The sequence below is a fragment of the Nocardia ninae NBRC 108245 genome (assembly GCF_007990755.1).
In the GTDB taxonomy this organism is placed as follows: Bacteria; Actinomycetota; Actinomycetes; order Mycobacteriales; family Mycobacteriaceae; genus Nocardia; species Nocardia ninae.
In genome coordinates, this window is sequence record NZ_BJXA01000068.1 from 35,518 (window position 1) to 52,337 (window position 16,820).

Sequence of the window (16,820 nt, forward strand, 5' to 3'; positions counted from 1 at the left end):
CCGAGCCGAACGCGTCAGCGCGCGGGCAGTGGTGCTTCCTCTGCGTGCGTGATCGTCACCTGACCGGTGCGCAGATAGGTCATCACGGCGTCGTCGACCACGGGGTTGCCGCGGCCGAAGTTCCCGTGATCCCCACCTTCGACGGTGACGAGGGATCCGTTCAGCGCACGCGACATAGCCGGTCCGCCTTCGTATTTGGTGAGGGCGTCGTGCTTGCTCTGGATGACAAGCGGCGGAGTGGCGAGCCCGGCACCACTGATCACGACGGGTGTGGTGACGGGTTTCCAAGAGCCGCAAGCCATTCCGGAGCGAACCAGGTCGGCCCTGGCATCCATCGCATTGCCGCCCGAGGCGATAGTGGCTATCGCCGAGCCGATGACGTCCAGACGGCCGGGTACGGCGTTCTCATTGCAGGTGATCGCGGCGAAGACGGAGCGCCCGGTGGCGTCGGCGGAGGTGGCGCCTTCGATGGTGCGCAGGCGTTGCACGTTCGCCGGGTTGGCGAGCGCGTCGGCCATCGCGCGGGCGAAGGTGGGCCAGTAGGTGCGGGTATAGGTGGCCACCGAGGTGGCGCCGAGCAGTGGACCCCGCGTGGTGGCGCCACGAGAGATCAAGGTGCGCAACAGATTCTGCAGTTTGCCGGTCTGTTCGAGACCGCCGTTGTATCCGTCGCGGGCGATCTCGGCCAGCGGTTCGGGCAACGAGCCGGGCAGATCGGCGAGGCTGGCCGGGGGCGGAGTCAGGTTGGCGTACCAGCCGCCGCCCTGGTCGACGGCGAGGCGTACCCAGTTCTGATAGACCTGCAAAGCGGTGTCGCCGAGGTGATATTCGGAGCTGTGCTCGGCGATCCAGGTGAACAAATCATCGAGCCGCTGCTTACCCGCGATCTGCTGCTGAGCGAACTCCTCGGTCCACACCCAGTCGGGATTGACGTTGGAGTCCAACACCATTCGCTCGACCCGGTCGGGGAACAACGAGGCATACACCGCGCCGAGGTAGGTGCCGTACGAGGTGCCGAGGTAACTGATTCGCTCCAGACCGAGTGCCGCACGCACCGCGTCCATATCGCGAGCAGTGTTCTCGGTGGTGATGGTGTCGAGGTAACCGGGCAGCGCGGCGTCGCAGGCCTTCTTGATGGCGTTGCGGTCGCCGCCGCCGAGCGACCCCTGCCCGCCGTCCCCGGTGGCGCAGTCCAGCGGGGTGGCCCAGCGCAATCCGCGCGGCTGCACCGCGATCCGGTCGTAGTGGGCGGTCAGCTCGGCGGGAAACACGTCGGTCCGCTGGCCCCAGAAGTCAAGCCCGTCCGCGCCGGGCCCACCCGGATTGGCGAAGACGACACCGCGCCGTTCACCGGTCGCCGCGATCCGGCTGACAGTCACCTGGATCTTCGGCCCGTCCGGTTCCGCGTAGTTCATCGGCACCTCGACGACGGCGCACCGCACGCCGTGACCTGCGGCCACTGACCCCGCCGGGCAGTCGCCGAAGGACGGACCCGGCGCGGCCGCGGCCGGACCGGACATGATCGATCCACCGAGCAGGCCCGCGGCCATGGCAGCCGCGGCACCGGAGAACAGCCGAACCTTCATCATGTTTCGTACCTCCACGGGCCGCCGCCACGCGCGCGTGCGCGACCCCGATCATGAGCATTCTGCGCAGGCCGGGAGCGCGGAGACAAGTCGAGCGACCGATTCCGCCGGTCACGCGCGGCAATTGACGGCTGAGCCGCGGCCCGTCGGCAGACCGGACGGGAACCGAGCGGACCGGACGGTAGGCGTTGCGGAATGCGCGGATGACGTCGCACGGGAGTAGCGTCGAGCCATGTCGACGGAGGTCCGTATCAACACCGCGCTGGAACGCTTCGAGCTCTATGTCGACGACGCGAACGCCGGGTACGTCGAGTATCAAGACACCCAAGCCGAACGCGCGTTCGTGCACACCGAGATCTACCCGCGCTACGAGGGCCAGGGCTACGGCCGCGTACTGGTCGAGGCGGCGTTGAACAGCACCGCCCAGGACAAACTGGGCGCACTGCCCATGTGCCCGATGGTGCACCACTTCATCGAGACCAGGCCCGAATACCTGGTGATGGTGCCGCATTGGGCGCGTGACAGTTTGAACCTGCCTCAGTAAGCGGCGACCGCCCCGTCGAGCGCCTGTTGCAGATCGGCGCGCACCAGTCGCGCGATATCGCCGGGCTTGTTCGGCAATTCGGTGATCGGCTTCCCGAAGTAGAAGCTGGCCGACTTGGCCTCCTCCTTGTTCGGCTGCACGGTGGGGTCCAGGCGCCGCCCGTAACTCAGGCCCATGGACACCAGCACCGGCTCGACGCCGAGCTTCATCGCGCGAAACGCGATGTGCCCGATGCCGCTACCGACCGGCTGCACCTGGGTGGGGTCCACCTCGTTGCAGGTGCCCTCCGGGAACACCGCGACCCCGTCGCCGCGCGCGATCCGCTGCGCGCAGATATCCATCATCCGCTGACCAGCCGCATTGACCGCCCGGATCCCGTGGTCCTTACCGCGGAACACCGGTATCCCGCCCATCATGTCGATCTTGCGCCGCTGCTCGGGCTCCTCGAACAGCTCGTCCTTGGCCAGCACCCGCACCCGCCCGATCACCGGTCGCAACGCACTGCGCCACGCCGCCGCCGCGACCGTATACGGATCGTTCTCGGAAAGATGATTGATCGAGATCAACAGCGGCCTGCCCTGCCGAATCGCGTCCCGCAAACCTGCGCGCGCACCCTCGGCGTACGCGACGCGGGGATAGTAGCGACGGGCCAGAATGGCGTACGCACCCCAGGCTTTCAGCCGATTCTGGCGATGGTCGAGATAGAAGTCGTACACGGTGTCGCTGTTCTCGAGGCGCACCTCGGGCGGTTCCATGACACGGACTCTACGACGCCCGAATCCGCCCGACACCGGCCCCCGACGCAAAATTCCGGGCACCTAACTCGTCTGCGGAAGCGCATATCCCCGAAACAACTGCGATGATGTCCGAGTGGCACGCGCAGACGACCCGGATGATCGGAAAACTCGCGGCGGGCACGGCGACCGTAAGCGGCGCGATTTCCGGCACGGCGAGCAGGTGGTGCGCGCCGGCACGCTGCTGGTGTCGGCGACCGAGCTGGCCGAACCCACCTTTCGGCGCACCGTTGTCTACATCATCGAGCACAACGAGGCGGGCAGCCTCGGCGTCGTGCTGAACCGGCCGAGCGATACGGCCGTGCACGACGTGCTCCCCCGATGGACGGAGGTGGCGGCCGCGCCGCGCACCCTGTTCATCGGCGGCCCGGTCAAACGGGACGCGGCACTGTGCCTCGGCACCGTGCGCGTCGGCGCGACCATCGACGGCGTCCCCGGCCTGCGCCGGATCGACGGCCGGGTGGTGCTCGTCGACCTGGACGCGGATCCGGAGGAGATCGGCAGGCTGGTCGAGGGCATCCGGGTGTTCGCGGGATACGCGGGCTGGACCTTCGGGCAGCTCGAGGGCGAGCTGGAGAACGACGACTGGATCGTGCTGTCCGCGTTGCCCTCCGACCCGATCAGCACCGGCCGCGCGGACCTCTGGGCGCACGTCCTGCGCCGCCAGCCCCTCCCCCTTTCACTGCTGGCCACCCACCCGATCGAACTCGAACGAAATTGAGATGTGCGCTCCGATTGAACCGTTCACCCCTGCTGATTCGTGGGATGAGCGGGAGGTGAGCAATGCCCGACAACCGTACGGAGTTGTTGCGGGTCCTGTACGACGAACACGCGGCCGCGCTGTGGCGGTACACGCTCGGTCTGGTGCGCGACCCCGGCCGGGCCGAGGACATCGTGCAGGAGACGTTGCTGCGGGCGTGGCAGCGCCCGAACGTGTTGGATCAGTCCGACACCTCGGCGCGCGCGTGGCTGTTCACCGTGGCCCGCAATCTCGCCGTGGATGAACATCGCAGCGCCCGCAACCGGCGCGAGTTCCGCACCGACGCACCGCCCGAGCAGGCCACACCCGACCAGGCCGACCGCGCGCTGGACGGCTGGGTGGTCGCGGACGCGTTGGGCAGGCTCAGCCCCGACCACCGCGAGGTGATCGTGCGGGCCTACTATCGGGGCCTTTCCACACATCAGATCGCCGCGGAACTCGACATTCCGCCGGGCACGGTGAAATCGCGAATGCACTATGGCATGCGGGCACTACGGCTGGCATTACAGGAGATGGGGGTGACGAACCAATGAACGAACTCGCGGATGACTACACCACGTGGGACGCCCCTTACGTGCTCGGCTCCCTGACCAGGACCGAACGCCGGGAATACGAGGAGCATTTGGCCGGCTGCCCCGCCTGCCAGGCCGCCGTCGCCGAGCTGGCCGGGATGCCCGGCATGCTCGCCATGGTCGATCCGGCGACCGCGCTGGCGCTGCTCGAGCCGCCCGAAGCCGTTGCGCCGGATGCCGGCTCGCCTGCCCCCGAGGCAGGTCCTCCCGTGCCGCAGTTGCTGCCGAGGCTCGCCGCCGCGGCCGAACAGCGCAGGCGCCGCAGCCGGTGGGTGTCCGTCGGTGCCGCCGTCGCGGCCGCGGCCGCCGCGGTGGCCATCGCGGTGCCGGTGGTCGCCTCCGTCACGTCGTCGGATACTCCGACCACCGAACAGGTTGTCGCCGTACGCAGTATGCAGGCGCTCGAGCCGAGTCCGGTGACGGCGAGTTTCAAGGTCGTGCGGGCCGACAACCGGACGCGGATCGTGATGAGCTGCAGTTACGGACCGAGTAACCAGCAGTACAACTGGACATTGAAGCTGTTCGTGCTCGGCACCGACGGCAGCCAGACCGAACTCGACCAGTGGCCGGCCGGTCCGGGCACCGAGCTGACCATCGACCGGACCATCGACAAGGCGCCGGACCAGATCCGAGCCGTGGAGATCCGGTTGGCGTCGACCGGCAAAACGCTGCTGTCCGGCACGGTCTGACAACAGACCGAGCCCCCCGCCGGATATGGCGGGGGGCTCGGTACCCCTCATCGTGCGGTCGTGCTCACTGGGTCTGACGGCGGAAAGTCGAGTTGGCCCAATAGAATCCGACGGCGGTGAGGCCGGCGCACCAGGCCAGCGCGAGGATGCCGTTATTACCGATCTCGCTGCCCATCAGCAGACCGCGCACGGTCTCGGTGATCGGCGTGAACGGCTGATACTCGGCGAACTGGCGCAGCCCGACGGGCATGGTGTCGGTGGCGACCAGGCCGCTGCCCAGGAAAGGCAGCATGATGATCGGGAAGACGACGTTGCTGGCGCCCTCCGGGTTCGACGACAGCAGACCCAAGGCCACTGCGAGCCAGTTCAATCCGAAGATGGTGAAGGTGAGCAGACCGAACGCGGCGATCCATTCGGCCACGTTGGCGTCGGGGCGCCACCCGATGAGCAACGAGACCGCGGCCATCAACACGATGCCGCCCAGTGCTTGCAGCAACGCACCGAGCACGTGGCCGGTCAGCATCGACGACTGCGTGATGCCCATGGTGCGGAACCGGTTGACGATGCCCTTGGACGTATCGGAGGCGATGGACACCGCCACCGACGCCGTGATGTAGGCCGGCACCATCAGCAGCATGCCGGGCGCGAGGTAGTCGATATAGTTTCCGCCGGAGGACTTTTCGAGCGCGCCGCCGAAGACGAACTTGAACACCAGCAGCAGGACGGTCGGCATCACCACGACGCCGATGCTCATGCTCGGATAGCGCTTCGCATGGGTCAGATTGCGCCGCAACATCGTTGCGGAGTCGGCGAGGGCGTAGGACATGGTACTCATGCGACGGTTTCCTTTTCGGAGGTCGGCTGGCCGGTGAGGGTGAGGAAGACATCGTCGAGATTGGGCGTGTGCACGGCGAGGCCCTCGACCTCGATCTGCTCGTAGTCGAGTCGATCCAGCAGGGCCCGTAGCGATTTCACGCTGCCGTCGCTCGGCACCGCGAGGGTCAGGTCGTCATCGTCGACGTCGTCGTCATCGACCAACCGCGCGGCCACACCCAGCGCGGCGGACGCGGCGAACAAGGCGGTGCGATCGGCGAACTGCAACCGGATATGCCCACCCGGCACCAGCCGCTTCAGTTCCGCCGCAGTGCCTTCCGCGACGATCCGGCCGTGGTCGAGCACCGCGATACGGTCGGCCAGGTGGTCGGCCTCCTCCAGATACTGCGTGGTGAGGAAGACGGTGACGTTGTAGTCGTCGACCAACCCGCGGATGAGATCCCAGATGACCCGGCGACTGCGCGGATCCAGACCGGTGGTCGGCTCGTCGAGGAAGATGATGCGCGGATCGCCGACCAGGGTCATCGCCAGATCCAGCCGCCGGGTCATGCCGCCGGAGTAGGTGGACGCGGGCTTGTCGCCTGCCTCGACCAGATCGAAGCGTGCCAGCAGATCCGCTGCCAGCCTTTTGCTTTCGCGCCGCGGCAGATGTTGCAGGTCGCCCATCAGGATCAGGTTCTCCCGGCCGGTGAGCAGTTCGTCGACCGCGGAGAACTGGCCGGTGACGCCGATCGCTTTGCGCACCGCGTCGCGTTCGGACTCGACATCGTGCCCGCCGACCCGGGTTTCGCCACCGTCGGCGTGGATGAGGGTGCTCAGAATCTGCACGGTGGTGGTCTTGCCCGCGCCGTTGGGGCCGAGCAGCGAGTAGACGGTGCCCTCGGGGACGGTGATGTCGATGCCGTCGAGCACGACGTGCTCGCCGAATGATTTGCGCAGGCCCAGTGCCGAGATGGCGGGTGCGCGATGGCCGTTGACCATGGCGGTCCTTTCGGAGAAATCAATTACTGAATGCGCATGCATGCATGACTGAGTTACACCGCACCCGGTGTCCCGGTGCGGCTCGAGCTGTCGAGCAGTTCTGTTCAGTTGTGCCGAGGTTGTTCGACTAGATGTCGAGATCCTCGATCTGCGGGCGTTTCGCGATATCGAGCACCCGCTCGTACACCTTTTCCGGCAGCTTGTCTTTCAATTCCTCGACCGAGTCCACGATCTCCAAAATGAAGTCCCCCCAGTCCTGTTCGCCGACGCCGAGCATGCGCCGCCAGTTCGTCAAATCCTTGATCCAGTTCTCGGATTGCGGATACTCGTCCCAGTTGGAGTAGTGCGCGTGCAGCACGAATTTGCCTTTGCGACTGCGGAACACCCGGATGTGTTCCATGCGGGTGTCGGTGACCTCGTTCGTCTCGAAGAGCAGCGCCCCGGAGAATCGCACCTGCCGGACGCCGTTGTGGCCGACCCGGACGATGACCTCGTCGTACCCTTCTTGTCGACCCTCTTCCAATTCGATGAACCGGCGCAGCGCCGTGGTCACCGCCCCGGAGAGATTGCCGCCAACCAGCTCCTGGGCCCGCTGGAACAGCGGCAGATCGTCATCGGCAACGTAGATCGTCTTGTTGGGCATAACCCAACTATACGTAGATGTATACGTACACGCAAGCGCTCCCGGTAGAGCTGCGGATTTGCCCGTTCGGGGAGCGTTCGCCGAGGCGGGTCAACTCGGGCCGACACACCGTCGCCGCTCCCCGGTAGTCAAGCGTTGAACCGCCCAGCGTCCCGACTCGTATCACTCCTGTACGCAGAAAGTGATCTCGCGTGTGCCCGATGCACAGGTGGACACCGCGGGAAGGAGTGCCGATGCAGACCAGGGTCGTCGATTATCTGGTACAGGCGGTTTCGGCCCTGGGCGTCCGGCACCTCTTCGGTGTGGACGGTGCGAATATCGAGGACCTGTACGACGCGATCTTCGACGCGCCGTACGACGTCACCGGGGTGATCGCCAAACACGAGTTCGCCGCGGCGACCATGGCCGACGGTTACGCCCGATCGACCGGCGGACTCGGTGTCGTCGCCGCGACCTCCGGCGGCGGCGCGATGAATCTCGTTGCCGGACTTGCCGAATCATTCGCCTCCCGGGTGCCGGTGCTCGCGCTGGTCGGCCAGCCGCCGACGGCGCACGCGGGCAACGGCGCCTTTCAGGACACCAGTGGGCATCCGGGCACCATCGATGCCGCCAAGATGTTCGGCGAGATCAGCCGGTACTGCGCCCGCGTCGAGACCGCCGCCGAGCTGCCGGATCAGCTGGCCAAAGCGGTCGGCGCTGCTCGGCGCGGCGGTCCCGCCGTGCTGCTGCTGCCCAAGGAGGTGCAGCAGGCGAGCATAGGTGAGGCGACGCCGATTCGCTTGCCCACCAAGGTATATCGGCGCGATGAGGCGGGGCTGGTCCGATTGCGTGCCGCGCTGACAACGGCGCGACGGACCGGGAAGGTCGTGATCATCGCGGGCGACCAGGTCGCCCGCGACGATGCGCGGGACGAACTGGCTCGCCTGGCCGCCGTCTTGGATGCGGCGGTGGGCGTCGCCCCGGACGCCAAGGACACCTACGACAACCACGACGCCGGCTTCTGCGGCGTCGCTGGCAGCATGGGGCATCCGGGACTCGGTGCGGCGATCCGGTCTGCGGCGTTGTGTCTGCTCGTCGGCACCCCGATGCCGATCACGACCCGTACCGGACTGGATGAACTGCTCACGGGTGCTGCCGTGGCGAGCATCGGCGTGATGCCGCCCTATCTGCCCGCCGTGCATGCGACGAGCACCGACCTGGCCCGCACGTTGAGCGATCTCGCAGACGAATTCGCGGCTGCGCCAGCGCTGTTCGAACAGCGCCGAGCCACTCCGCTCACTCCGCTGTGTGTTCCGGAATCCACCGGCCCCGGGCTGCGCTACCGGCAGCTGGTGGAGACCATCGAGGCGGCGCTGCCCGACGGCACCGACGTCTTCGCCGACGCGGGCAATACCGGTGCGGCCGTGGTGCATCACCTGCGCGTGCCGCGCGGCGGCCGGTTCGTCGTCGCGCTCGGGATGGGCGGCATGGGTTACGCGTTCGGCGCGGGCATCGGCTCCGCGTTCGCCCGCGGCGCCGGGCACCGCACCGTTGTCGTGGCCGGTGACGGCGCGTTCTTCATGCACGGCATGGAGATTCACACCGCGATCGAACACAAGTTGCCGATCACCTTCATCGTGCTGAACAACAACGCTCACGCCATGTGCGTGGCCAGGGAGCGGCTGTACTACCGAGACCGCTACTCCTTCAACAGGTTTCAGACCGCGCACCTCGGGGACGGCGTCGACGCCATGTTCCCCGGTCTGTCCACCTGCTCGGTGCGCAGCACTGCCGAATTGGCCGCGGCCCTGCCACATTGCCTGCACAACCCTGGCCCGTCGTTCCTCTCGATCGACGTGGACCCGGACGAGATTCCGCCGTTTCTGCCGTTCTTGACCGCCATCGAACAAATTCAGGAGTAAACAATGACGACAAGCGCCCTGCCAGCACTCAGCGATATCCCGGCCGACGACGCGCCACCCGGTGTCCTGCGTATCGAGAACTCCGACAAGGACGCGACCACGCCGATCATCATGGACATGCTGCGGTCGGTGTACCCGCACGACCAGGTCTTCGGCGAATACTGTCCGGTGCAGGCCTATATCGCCGCGCCGCCGCGCGAGGTGTACGAGTACCTCGCCGACACCCGCTCGCTGGAGGAGTGGACCTACAGCCTGCGCGGTTTCGTCCCGGCCGAGGAGCCGGGCCTGTGGCTGGCCTACGACCGGCTCGGCGACGAGACCAAGATTTTCACCAGGACCGTCGAGCACCCCGAGGCGATGACCGTCGACTACCACTGCGCCTGGGACCAGTCACAACACCTGTGGATGATCTACCTGCTGCGGGTCGTCGATGCACAGACGGTGTTCAACAAGCCGGGTTCGGTGGTGCTGTGGGTCAATTGCAGGCATCCGTTCTACGACGAGAACCCCTATCCGGAGACCGCGCCGCCGAAGCGGCCGGTCTGGGTCGGCGACTTCTGGGACATGTTCTCCGCGGGCCATCAGCTGGAGATGGACAACCTCAAGGCGATCTGCGAGTACCGGGCAGCGCACGGCCTGCCCGTCAAACCCGACTGGATGAAGTGAGATGCGCATGACTTCCACCAACCCGGACGCTCCGGGACTGCCCTCGGTCAGCCTGGTCGATGTGGCCAGCTACCTGCCGGGGGAGCCGGTCGGCACCGAATACTTCACGCAGTTCTCCCGCTCGGACCGGATGGCCAAGAACGTGATGTTCCGCTCGCCCAAGGCCCGCCACCACGTGGACCGGGACGAGACGGCGGTGGACATGGTCGAGCGCGCCGTCGCGCCGCTGATCGAACGCCATGGCGCGCAGTTCATCTCGGATATCGACGTACTGATCACACACACCCAGCTGCCGACCAACCCGGTGATGGGGTGCGGTCCTGAGGTCGCCAAGCGGCTCGGCGCCCGCCCCGACTTCGTCTACGACGTGCACAACGGCGGCTGTGCCGCCTTCGTGCACATGATGTCGATGGCCCGAATAGTGTTGCAGACCACCAGCGCCCGGACCGCGCTGATCGCGGCGACGCAGAACTGCGCGGGACCGGTGTTCACCCAGCCCGATATCCGCAAGCTGGCCCAGGCACCGGTGCCCGGCGACGGCTGCGGGGTGGGTCTGCTGGTGAAGGACGACAGCGCGCCGATCCTGGACATCGAGTGCCGCACCTACCCCGAATTCGCCGGGGACATGGAGTTTTCCACCAACGGCGACCGCAAGTACTGGGAGCCGGGCGAGGGCCAGGGCTGCGTGAGCTTCACCGAATCGAAGATCACCAAGGTGTTCGCGCGCGGTAACCGGCTGGTGCCGGAGGTGGCGCAGGCGGTGTGCGATCGGATCGGGGTGAAGGGCCGCGATATCGACACGTTCGTCACCAATCAGCCGAACCGGCTGTTCCTGCGCAACTGGCACGACGCGCTCGAGCTGCCCGCCGAACGGCATCCGGACACCTTCGACCGGTGCGGAAACCTGTTCGCCGCAGGCATTCCGGTGACGCTGGACATCGAGAACCGGGCGGGCAGGCTGCGCAACGGTTCGGTGGTGCTGATGTCGGCGTTCGCGCACGCGGGCGACTTCGCGGGCGCCGCGGCCATTCGGTGGGGCGCGGCGCGATGAGCCTGCACCTCGTCGAGGAGAGCACGCCGTCGCGGCAGCGTGGCGGCTCTTCGGCGGCGGCGGAGTTCGACCTGACACTGAGCGAGAACCCGTTCCCGCCGTTGCCCTCGGTGCTGCGTGCGGTGAACAGTGCGCTGGCCCAAGCCAATCGGTATCCGGAGTTCTTGCCGCGCGAGCTGCCGACGGTGATCGCGCGACATCTGGGCCTGCATCCGGATCAGGTCGTGGTCGGCTCGGGCGCGACCGGGGTGGCGCTGCAGATCATGCAGTCGTTGACCACGTCCGGTGCCGGAATGGTCTACGCGACACCGACATTCGACGGTTACCCGATCATGGCCGAGATGACGGGCCTGGAGACGGTCGCGGTGCCGTTGAACTCGGCCGGCAATCAGGATCTGCCCGCGATGGCCAGGGCCATCGATAAACGGACCGGACTGGTGGCGGTGTGCCGCCCGCACAATCCCACGGGCACCGTGGTCTCGGCGAGTGAGTTGAGGGCGTTCTTGGGCGAGGTGCCTGCGCGGGTGCCGGTGATTCTGGACGAGGCCTATGTCGAGTTCCTGGGCGCCGCCGAGTACATCGATCCGCTCGCGCTCTTGCGCCGCCATCCCAATCTGCTTGTGCTGCGCACCTTCTCGAAGGCGTACGGCTTGGCAGGGCTGCGCATCGGCTATGCCTTCGGCAGGCGCGAGCTGGTGGCCCGGGTGCGCAGGCTGCAATTGCCCTTCGGGATGAGCGCCGCGGCGGCGGCGGCGGTGTCCGCGTCCTACGCGGCCGAGCCCGAACTCGCCGCGCGGACCATGCGGATCACCGCCGAGCGGGACGCACTGCGCGACGCGCTAGGGCGCTGCGGGATCGCGGTGCCGCGCAGTCACGCGAACTTCCTGTACCTGCCGGGACCCGGTGTGGCCACCGCGCTGCGGCGGGCGGGCATCGCCGCCAAGGCGTATCCAGATGGGAGCGCGCGCATTGCGGTTGGTGATCCGGTAGCGGCGCACGCTGTTCTGCGGGCGCTCAAGACGCTTCACAAGTAGCCGCGCGCGTCAGGCGGCCACTGCCGCGTCGGGTTCCTCCGCCTGCTTGGCCCAGCGTTGGGCCAATGCGGCGCAGGTGATCAGCTGGATTTGGTGGAACATCATCAGCGGCAGCACGATCAGCCCGACCGGCTGGCTCGCGAAAAGCACCGTCGCCATGGGCAATCCGGTGGCGAGGCTCTTCTTGGAGCCGCAGAACACGATCACGATCCGGTCCGCGCGCGAGAACCCGAAGACCCGGCCGATCAACATGGTCACCCCGATGACGAGCGCGAGCAGCACGCAGCACACCCCGGCCAGCGCGAGGATCCGCCACGGCGAGAGCATGTGCCAGATGCCCTCCACCATGCCCGCGCTGAACGCGCTGTAGACGACGAGCAGGATCGAGCCGCGGTCCACCAGCTTCGTCGGCTCGGCGTACCGGCTGAGCCAGCGGTGCACCTTTGGCCGGATCAGCTGGCCGATGAAGAAGGGCACCAGCAGTTGCAGCATGATGTCGCCGATCGAGGAGAAATCGACGCTGGCCTGGCCCGTGGTGTTCATCAACAGGATCACCAGCAGCGGAGTCACGAAGACACCGAGCAGGTTCGACGCCGTCGCGCTCACGATCGCGCCGGGCACGTTGCCCTTTGCGATCGAGGTGAACGCGATCGAGGACTGCACGGTGGACGGCACCAGGCACAGGAACAGCAGCCCGGTGTACAGGTCGTCGGTCAGCACGCCGGGCACCAGCAGGTGCGCCGCCAGCCCGAGCAACGGGAAGAGCACGAAGGTGCTGGCCAGCACGACGACGTGCAGCCGCCAATGGGTGAGCCCCGCCAGCGCCTCCTTCGGCGAGAGCCGGGTGCCGTACAGCAGGAAGAGCAATGCGATGGCAATCTTCGTCAGCACACCGACTACGTCGGCAGCGGTACCCCGGGCGGGAAAAACGCTGGCCAGGGCAACCGTAGCGAGGATCGACAGGATGAAACCGTCGATATAGAACTTGCTGAGGAATCGCACAACACACGCTAACGCCGCGACTGTGCCCTGATCGAACCGAGAAGTACGTATTTCGTCACACCATGGGATGTCTGGGCATACTGGAAATATACGAACGTTCGTCCGTACACTTGCCCAAAGCGATACGAACGAAGGAACGACGATGAAGATCCGCCGACTGGGCTGGGCAGGCGTGGAAGTCGAATTCGACGGCGCCACACTGGTGATCGACGCCGTACAGGACAGCGAGCTGCTGCGCGGTGCACTGCCGGACGGCGCGTTGACCACCCCGCAGCCCGCGAATGCCGCACTGGTCACCCACCTGCACCTCGATCACGCCGATCCCTCCGGGCTGTCGCGCATCCTGGCGGCCGACGGCATTGTGCTGCGCCCCGAGCCGATGGTGGGCAGCGGCGACGATCTCGCGTGGACCGCCGCAGCCGAAAAGGGCTTCGCCGCACACGATCTGCCGACCAGGGTGATGACGGAGTGGGCAACCACCGCCATCGGCCCGTTCGACGTGACCGCGGTACCCGCCGTCGACGGACTCGGCGACCCACAGCTGAACTGGGTCGTCGGCGCCGGCGGCCACCGGATCTTCCACGGCGGCGACACGCTCTTCCACGGCATGTGGTGGCTCATCGCCCGCCGCTGCGGCCCGTTCGATGTCGCGTTCCTACCGATAAACGGTGCGGCAGTGGACTTTCCACACTTGCAACCGGCAAGCCCGTTGCCCGCAGTGCTCACGCCGGAGCAGGCCGTGCTGGCGGGGCACCTACTCGGCGCACGTACTGTCGTTCCGATCCACTTCGGCTTGGACCGGCCCCCGTACTACGTGGAGGTCGACGATTCGCTGGCCGAGTTCCGCGCCGCCGCTGCGGATCTCGGTGTGCACACCACTGTGCTGGCACCTGGTGAATCGCTGCAACTCTGCGATATGGCAACGAACCGGAGCGAATAGGCCCTGCTCACGGATGCACGGCGAATAAGCGTGGCACACGGCGGTACCCGCTATGAGCGTCTGCGGAGCAACAACTTTCGGGTGCGAGAAGAAGCGGCGCCGCTGAGCGCAACGCCCACGTACTCGGCGAAAGCCGTTGCGTCCGCGGCGGTCGACGTCTTGGGCTTGTCCGCGGCCCAAGCTATGAAGCGCGCGGTGAAGTCCGCACCGCAGGCGTGCGCCAGCAATGGGAAGCGGCGCGCGACCTCGCCTGCGCGTTTGCGCAGCAACGCCCGTGCCGCCGCGGCGACGGCTTCGGTATCGAAACCGTCCGGCACCGGGCTCCCCGCCACCAGTGCCCGAACCAACGCCGCCTGGCGCTCGGCGAGCAGAGCGGTATCGACATCCAGCGGCTGCGGATTCATGTGCGCGCCGAACGCGCGCGTCCGGTGATCAATGGTCGGTGCGCGGCCGCGGCGATCGCATCGAGTTCGTCGAGGAGCTCGGCGGCGGGTGGATAGTTGCCGTCGCGTTCCAGCATCAGCGGCACCGGGTGCATGTCGGTGAAAGCACCTACGAGAGCGAGGACTTCGGCGGGGATCGGATCGGTGTGCGTGTCGTGGTAGCGGCCGTCGGCATCGTGCCCGCCCGCGACGTGACAGTAGGCAACGCGATCCGTCGGCAGCCGCAGCAATTCGGTAAGCGGATCGCGGGCGCGGTTGCGGGCGTTCGCGTAGACGTTGGCGATGTCGACCAGCAGATAGACGCCGGTCCGGTCGACGAGCTCGGCGAGGAACTCCGAGTCGGTGTATTCGTCGTCGGGCCAGTCGAACAGTGCCGCGATGTTCTCCACCGCGAGCGGCACATCGAGCACCGCCTGGGTGCGGGATATGTTGCGCACCAACACATCCAGCGCCGCCTTGGAACGCGGCACCGGCAGCAGATGCCCTGCCTCGACACCACCCGCGCGCACGAAAGCGACATGCTCGCTCACCAGCGGCGCACCGAGCGCTTCGGCGCACGCGGCGAGATGCTCGATCCGGTGCTCGTGCAACGGTTCGGCGCCACCGAGCGACAACGAAATACCGTGCGGCACAATCACGGTCCCGCCCGCGCGCAAGGCTGCAAGTTCGGCGGGAATCGTGAGCTCCGACCTGCCGAGCAGCCGCCGCCGGACCGGTAGCGACTCCGCGATCACCTCCGCGAACCCCAACCCGTCCAGCTCCGCGAGCACGCCGCAGATCTCCGGCCGCCAGCCGATCCCGAGCGCGCCGTCCGGCAGGGGTCCGCTCATCCGCGGGCTCCGGCCGCTGCCGTGGTCAGCCGCCACAGCCGCCGCCACCACCCCCGCAGCCGCCACCTCCGCCACCGCCGTCACCACCACCACCGCTACCGCCGTCGCCGCCCGACGAGCTCGGTGGCTCGACGGCACTCGCGAGACCGGGGTCCAGCGACAACAGCGCGGCGCCGCCGAAGATCGCCGCGGCAAGTGCGGCACTTTCGGCGCCGTACGTGGCATAAGCAGGCGAATTGGACGGCCGCAGATGCGCATTGCTACTGGTCGCGTTCTTGCGGGCCAGCCTGCCGAGTGGTGTCAGCCGCGGTTTGGCCACCAAGAAGAAATAGCAGAACGCCTGCACCACCAGGGCGAGCACGAGGAACGCGACCGGGTTGTGGTTCAGCGTCCCTGCGACGAACCGCACCACACCGACCGCTCCGACGATCAGCACCGGCAGCCCGGCGTCCCGCAGGCTGCGCCGAAAAGCCGCGTCGGGAAAGTAGCCGCGCTTGATCATCGAGTCGCGCAGCGGACCGAGCGCCGCCGCCGAGCCTGCGGTCAGCGCGGCGACCGTCGGCTTGGCCCCGGCGGCGATCCGTTCGTAGATCGACCGGGTGAACGGATCCAGTTGCCTGCGGTCCTCGGCGTTCAGCGGCCTCGCCGGCGCCGCGGCGGAGTCGATGAGGTCGTGGCTGCGCAGCCGGGCCAGCGCGGTCAGCGCCGCCCGGCGGTCGTCGAACAGCATGGCGACCTCAGGCAGTGAGAGCTCTGTGCCCGGTCGTTCGATACCGCGGGTATCGACGGCCCCGCGGGTCACCCGCAGCCGCATCCACAACCCGAGCAGCACCGCGATGGCCACGCACGGCCAGTACAACGCCATGAAATCCGGTCCGGAGATCCCCCAGGTATCGCCCGCGGCCATCAGGTCCAACACAGTCATCTCTACCCCGAAATCACGCCGGTACTGCAACGCCCCAAGTATGGACCGCCGGTAACGATGCCGACAGGGTTGGACCCGAAACGTAACTCGGCCGATCTTTCACACCCGTCGCCACAGCCCTGTGGATAGCTGGGGATGATTCGATGGTGTGGTGATGCGACGCAAGTACCAGGTGAACGCCGCACCCGCACGGGGCACCGCGAGCCGCGTGTTGTTCCGCCGCACCCTCGGCAAGCGCGAGCTCATGCTGCGCCAGACGATCATCGAGCCGGGCGGCAGCAGCGGCTGGCACTTTCACGACGGCACCTTGTTCGTGCTGGTCACCAAGGGCGTGCTCGACCATCCCGGCGCGGACTGCGCGCCGGTGACCTATCGCCGTGGCCGATTCTTCCGCGAACCGAGCGGCCCAAATTATCCCCACGTCGCACGTAATCGCGGGTCGGTCGCCGTAAAACTCTGCGTGCTCTACCTCAACCCGGTCGGGAGTCCGCTGTCCCGCAGCGTGCCCGCACCGGACTGCGCCGAGTAGCGGTCAGGTCGCGGGCTGGCAGGCGTCGCGCAGCGAACAAGCACCGCAGGCACTGCCGCAGCCGCCGACTTCGGCGGGCGGGGCGATGGCGGCGGC

At 67.3% G+C, this 16,820-nt stretch carries 19 protein-coding genes; 10 read left to right on the forward strand and 9 right to left on the reverse strand.

What is annotated here, in order from left to right; genetic code table 11:
* Positions 1–14: 14 nt before the first annotated feature.
* Positions 15–1,589 carry an alpha/beta hydrolase gene (locus NN4_RS34120; RefSeq protein ID WP_147139929.1) on the reverse strand — a complete coding sequence of 525 codons (1,575 nt, stop codon included), beginning with the start codon at positions 1,587–1,589 and terminating at the stop codon, positions 15–17.
* Positions 1,590–1,818: 229 nt separating this feature from the next.
* On the opposite strand from NN4_RS34120, the gene NN4_RS34125 reads away from it, so the two are divergent.
* Positions 1,819–2,130, forward strand: coding sequence for a GNAT family N-acetyltransferase (locus NN4_RS34125; RefSeq protein ID WP_107653326.1), 312 nt, complete (start codon positions 1,819–1,821; stop codon positions 2,128–2,130).
* On the opposite strand, the gene NN4_RS34130 is transcribed toward NN4_RS34125, so the two are convergent.
* Positions 2,124–2,885 (reverse strand): lysophospholipid acyltransferase family protein, encoded by a 762-nt coding sequence (locus NN4_RS34130; protein WP_147139931.1) that lies wholly within the window; start codon positions 2,883–2,885, stop codon positions 2,124–2,126. The two genes, NN4_RS34125 and NN4_RS34130, sit on opposite strands and share 7 nt — an antisense overlap.
* A gap of 115 nt (positions 2,886–3,000) precedes the next feature.
* Here NN4_RS34130 and NN4_RS34135 point away from each other — a divergent pair, with 115 nt between their 5' ends.
* The 3 genes from NN4_RS34135 to NN4_RS34145 all read left to right on the forward strand — a co-directional run bounded on the left by NN4_RS34135 (position 3,001) and on the right by NN4_RS34145 (position 4,945).
* Complete coding sequence (locus NN4_RS34135) at positions 3,001–3,645, forward strand: YqgE/AlgH family protein (RefSeq protein WP_107653328.1); 645 nt, start codon at positions 3,001–3,003, stop codon at positions 3,643–3,645.
* Between the two features lie 62 nt (positions 3,646–3,707).
* The gene (locus NN4_RS34140) at positions 3,708–4,217 is read left to right on the forward strand and encodes a sigma-70 family RNA polymerase sigma factor (protein WP_107653329.1); all 510 of its coding nucleotides are present in this window, start codon (positions 3,708–3,710) and stop codon (positions 4,215–4,217) included.
* Positions 4,214–4,945: an anti-sigma factor family protein gene (locus tag NN4_RS34145; protein ID WP_147139933.1), complete on the forward strand. Its 732-nt coding sequence runs from the start codon at positions 4,214–4,216 to the stop codon at positions 4,943–4,945. Before NN4_RS34140 ends, NN4_RS34145 begins: the two co-directional genes overlap by 4 nt.
* 64 nt (positions 4,946–5,009) lie before the next feature.
* Here NN4_RS34145 and NN4_RS34150 read toward each other — a convergent pair whose 3' ends face one another.
* The 3 genes from NN4_RS34150 to NN4_RS34160 form a co-directional block, all read right to left on the reverse strand.
* Entirely contained in the window at positions 5,010–5,780 is a 771-nt protein-coding gene (locus NN4_RS34150; protein WP_147139935.1) for an ABC transporter permease, read from the reverse strand.
* On the reverse strand, positions 5,777–6,760 hold the full coding sequence (locus tag NN4_RS34155; RefSeq protein ID WP_147139937.1) for an ATP-binding cassette domain-containing protein: 984 nt from the start codon (positions 6,758–6,760) through the stop codon (positions 5,777–5,779). Before NN4_RS34155 ends, NN4_RS34150 begins: the two co-directional genes overlap by 4 nt.
* A 127-nt stretch (positions 6,761–6,887) precedes the next feature.
* Positions 6,888–7,403: an EXLDI protein gene (locus NN4_RS34160; protein WP_147139939.1), complete on the reverse strand. Its 516-nt coding sequence runs from the start codon at positions 7,401–7,403 to the stop codon at positions 6,888–6,890.
* A 233-nt stretch (positions 7,404–7,636) separates the two neighbouring features.
* Here NN4_RS34160 and NN4_RS34165 point away from each other — a divergent pair, with 233 nt between their 5' ends.
* The 4 genes from NN4_RS34165 to NN4_RS34180 are packed head-to-tail and all read left to right on the forward strand — an operon-like array spanning position 7,637 to position 12,055.
* Complete coding sequence (locus NN4_RS34165; protein WP_147139941.1) at positions 7,637–9,304, forward strand: thiamine pyrophosphate-binding protein; 1,668 nt, start codon at positions 7,637–7,639, stop codon at positions 9,302–9,304.
* A 3-nt stretch (positions 9,305–9,307) separates the two neighbouring features.
* Complete coding sequence (locus NN4_RS34170) at positions 9,308–9,970, forward strand: SRPBCC family protein (protein WP_147139943.1); 663 nt, start codon at positions 9,308–9,310, stop codon at positions 9,968–9,970.
* A gap of 7 nt (positions 9,971–9,977) precedes the next feature.
* Positions 9,978–11,021 carry a 3-oxoacyl-ACP synthase III family protein gene (locus tag NN4_RS34175; protein WP_147139945.1) on the forward strand — a complete coding sequence of 348 codons (1,044 nt, stop codon included), beginning with the start codon at positions 9,978–9,980 and terminating at the stop codon, positions 11,019–11,021.
* Positions 11,018–12,055, forward strand: coding sequence for an aminotransferase class I/II-fold pyridoxal phosphate-dependent enzyme (locus NN4_RS34180; protein ID WP_147139947.1), 1,038 nt, complete (start codon positions 11,018–11,020; stop codon positions 12,053–12,055). The genes NN4_RS34175 and NN4_RS34180 overlap by 4 nt, the downstream gene beginning before the upstream one ends.
* Before the next feature lie 9 nt (positions 12,056–12,064).
* On the opposite strand, the gene NN4_RS34185 is transcribed toward NN4_RS34180, so the two are convergent.
* A complete protein-coding gene (locus tag NN4_RS34185; protein ID WP_147139949.1) occupies positions 12,065–13,057 on the reverse strand; it encodes a bile acid:sodium symporter family protein in 993 nt (330 codons plus the stop codon).
* Between the two features lie 142 nt (positions 13,058–13,199).
* On the opposite strand from NN4_RS34185, the gene NN4_RS34190 reads away from it, so the two are divergent.
* Positions 13,200–13,997: an MBL fold metallo-hydrolase gene (locus NN4_RS34190; RefSeq protein ID WP_147139951.1), complete on the forward strand. Its 798-nt coding sequence runs from the start codon at positions 13,200–13,202 to the stop codon at positions 13,995–13,997.
* Between the two features lie 50 nt (positions 13,998–14,047).
* On the opposite strand, the gene NN4_RS45850 is transcribed toward NN4_RS34190, so the two are convergent.
* Genes NN4_RS45850 through NN4_RS34205 form a run of 3 tightly spaced genes read right to left on the reverse strand, consistent with a single transcriptional unit; the run spans position 14,048 to position 16,195 of the window.
* Positions 14,048–14,401 (reverse strand): SCO6045 C-terminal-like domain-containing protein, encoded by a 354-nt coding sequence (locus tag NN4_RS45850; protein WP_222595218.1) that lies wholly within the window; start codon positions 14,399–14,401, stop codon positions 14,048–14,050.
* Positions 14,398–15,270, reverse strand: coding sequence for an MbnB/TglH/ChrH family RiPP precursor modification enzyme (locus NN4_RS34200; protein ID WP_147139953.1), 873 nt, complete (start codon positions 15,268–15,270; stop codon positions 14,398–14,400). The genes NN4_RS45850 and NN4_RS34200 overlap by 4 nt, the downstream gene beginning before the upstream one ends.
* Positions 15,271–15,295: 25 nt before the next feature.
* The gene (locus tag NN4_RS34205) at positions 15,296–16,195 is read right to left on the reverse strand and encodes a TIGR04222 domain-containing membrane protein (RefSeq protein WP_186818765.1); all 900 of its coding nucleotides are present in this window, start codon (positions 16,193–16,195) and stop codon (positions 15,296–15,298) included.
* A 154-nt stretch (positions 16,196–16,349) separates the two neighbouring features.
* Here NN4_RS34205 and NN4_RS34210 point away from each other — a divergent pair, with 154 nt between their 5' ends.
* Positions 16,350–16,724 carry a cupin domain-containing protein gene (locus NN4_RS34210; RefSeq protein ID WP_147139954.1) on the forward strand — a complete coding sequence of 125 codons (375 nt, stop codon included), beginning with the start codon at positions 16,350–16,352 and terminating at the stop codon, positions 16,722–16,724.
* The last annotated feature ends 96 nt before the right edge of the window (positions 16,725–16,820 follow it).

Excerpts from the sequence above, each read along its gene's own strand:
- NN4_RS34120 (WP_147139929.1), bottom strand. The coding sequence starts at position 1,589 with ATGATGAAGGTTCGGCTGTTCTCCGGTGCCGCGGCTGCCATGGCCGCG.
- NN4_RS34125 (WP_107653326.1), top strand. The coding sequence starts at position 1,819 with ATGTCGACGGAGGTCCGTATCAACACCGCGCTGGAACGCTTCGAGCTC.
- NN4_RS34130 (WP_147139931.1), bottom strand. The coding sequence starts at position 2,885 with ATGGAACCGCCCGAGGTGCGCCTCGAGAACAGCGACACCGTGTACGAC.
- NN4_RS34140 (WP_107653329.1), top strand. The coding sequence starts at position 3,708 with ATGCCCGACAACCGTACGGAGTTGTTGCGGGTCCTGTACGACGAACAC.
- NN4_RS34145 (WP_147139933.1), top strand. The coding sequence starts at position 4,214 with ATGAACGAACTCGCGGATGACTACACCACGTGGGACGCCCCTTACGTG.
- NN4_RS34150 (WP_147139935.1), bottom strand. The coding sequence starts at position 5,780 with ATGAGTACCATGTCCTACGCCCTCGCCGACTCCGCAACGATGTTGCGG.
- NN4_RS34155 (WP_147139937.1), bottom strand. The coding sequence starts at position 6,760 with ATGGTCAACGGCCATCGCGCACCCGCCATCTCGGCACTGGGCCTGCGC.
- NN4_RS34160 (WP_147139939.1), bottom strand. The coding sequence starts at position 7,403 with ATGCCCAACAAGACGATCTACGTTGCCGATGACGATCTGCCGCTGTTC.
- NN4_RS34165 (WP_147139941.1), top strand. The coding sequence starts at position 7,637 with ATGCAGACCAGGGTCGTCGATTATCTGGTACAGGCGGTTTCGGCCCTG.
- NN4_RS34170 (WP_147139943.1), top strand. The coding sequence starts at position 9,308 with ATGACGACAAGCGCCCTGCCAGCACTCAGCGATATCCCGGCCGACGAC.
- NN4_RS34175 (WP_147139945.1), top strand. The coding sequence starts at position 9,978 with ATGACTTCCACCAACCCGGACGCTCCGGGACTGCCCTCGGTCAGCCTG.
- NN4_RS34180 (WP_147139947.1), top strand. The coding sequence starts at position 11,018 with ATGAGCCTGCACCTCGTCGAGGAGAGCACGCCGTCGCGGCAGCGTGGC.
- NN4_RS34190 (WP_147139951.1), top strand. The coding sequence starts at position 13,200 with ATGAAGATCCGCCGACTGGGCTGGGCAGGCGTGGAAGTCGAATTCGAC.
- NN4_RS45850 (WP_222595218.1), bottom strand. The coding sequence starts at position 14,401 with ATGAATCCGCAGCCGCTGGATGTCGATACCGCTCTGCTCGCCGAGCGC.
- NN4_RS34200 (WP_147139953.1), bottom strand. The coding sequence starts at position 15,270 with ATGAGCGGACCCCTGCCGGACGGCGCGCTCGGGATCGGCTGGCGGCCG.
- NN4_RS34205 (WP_186818765.1), bottom strand. The coding sequence starts at position 16,195 with ATGACTGTGTTGGACCTGATGGCCGCGGGCGATACCTGGGGGATCTCC.
- NN4_RS34210 (WP_147139954.1), top strand. The coding sequence starts at position 16,350 with ATGCGACGCAAGTACCAGGTGAACGCCGCACCCGCACGGGGCACCGCG.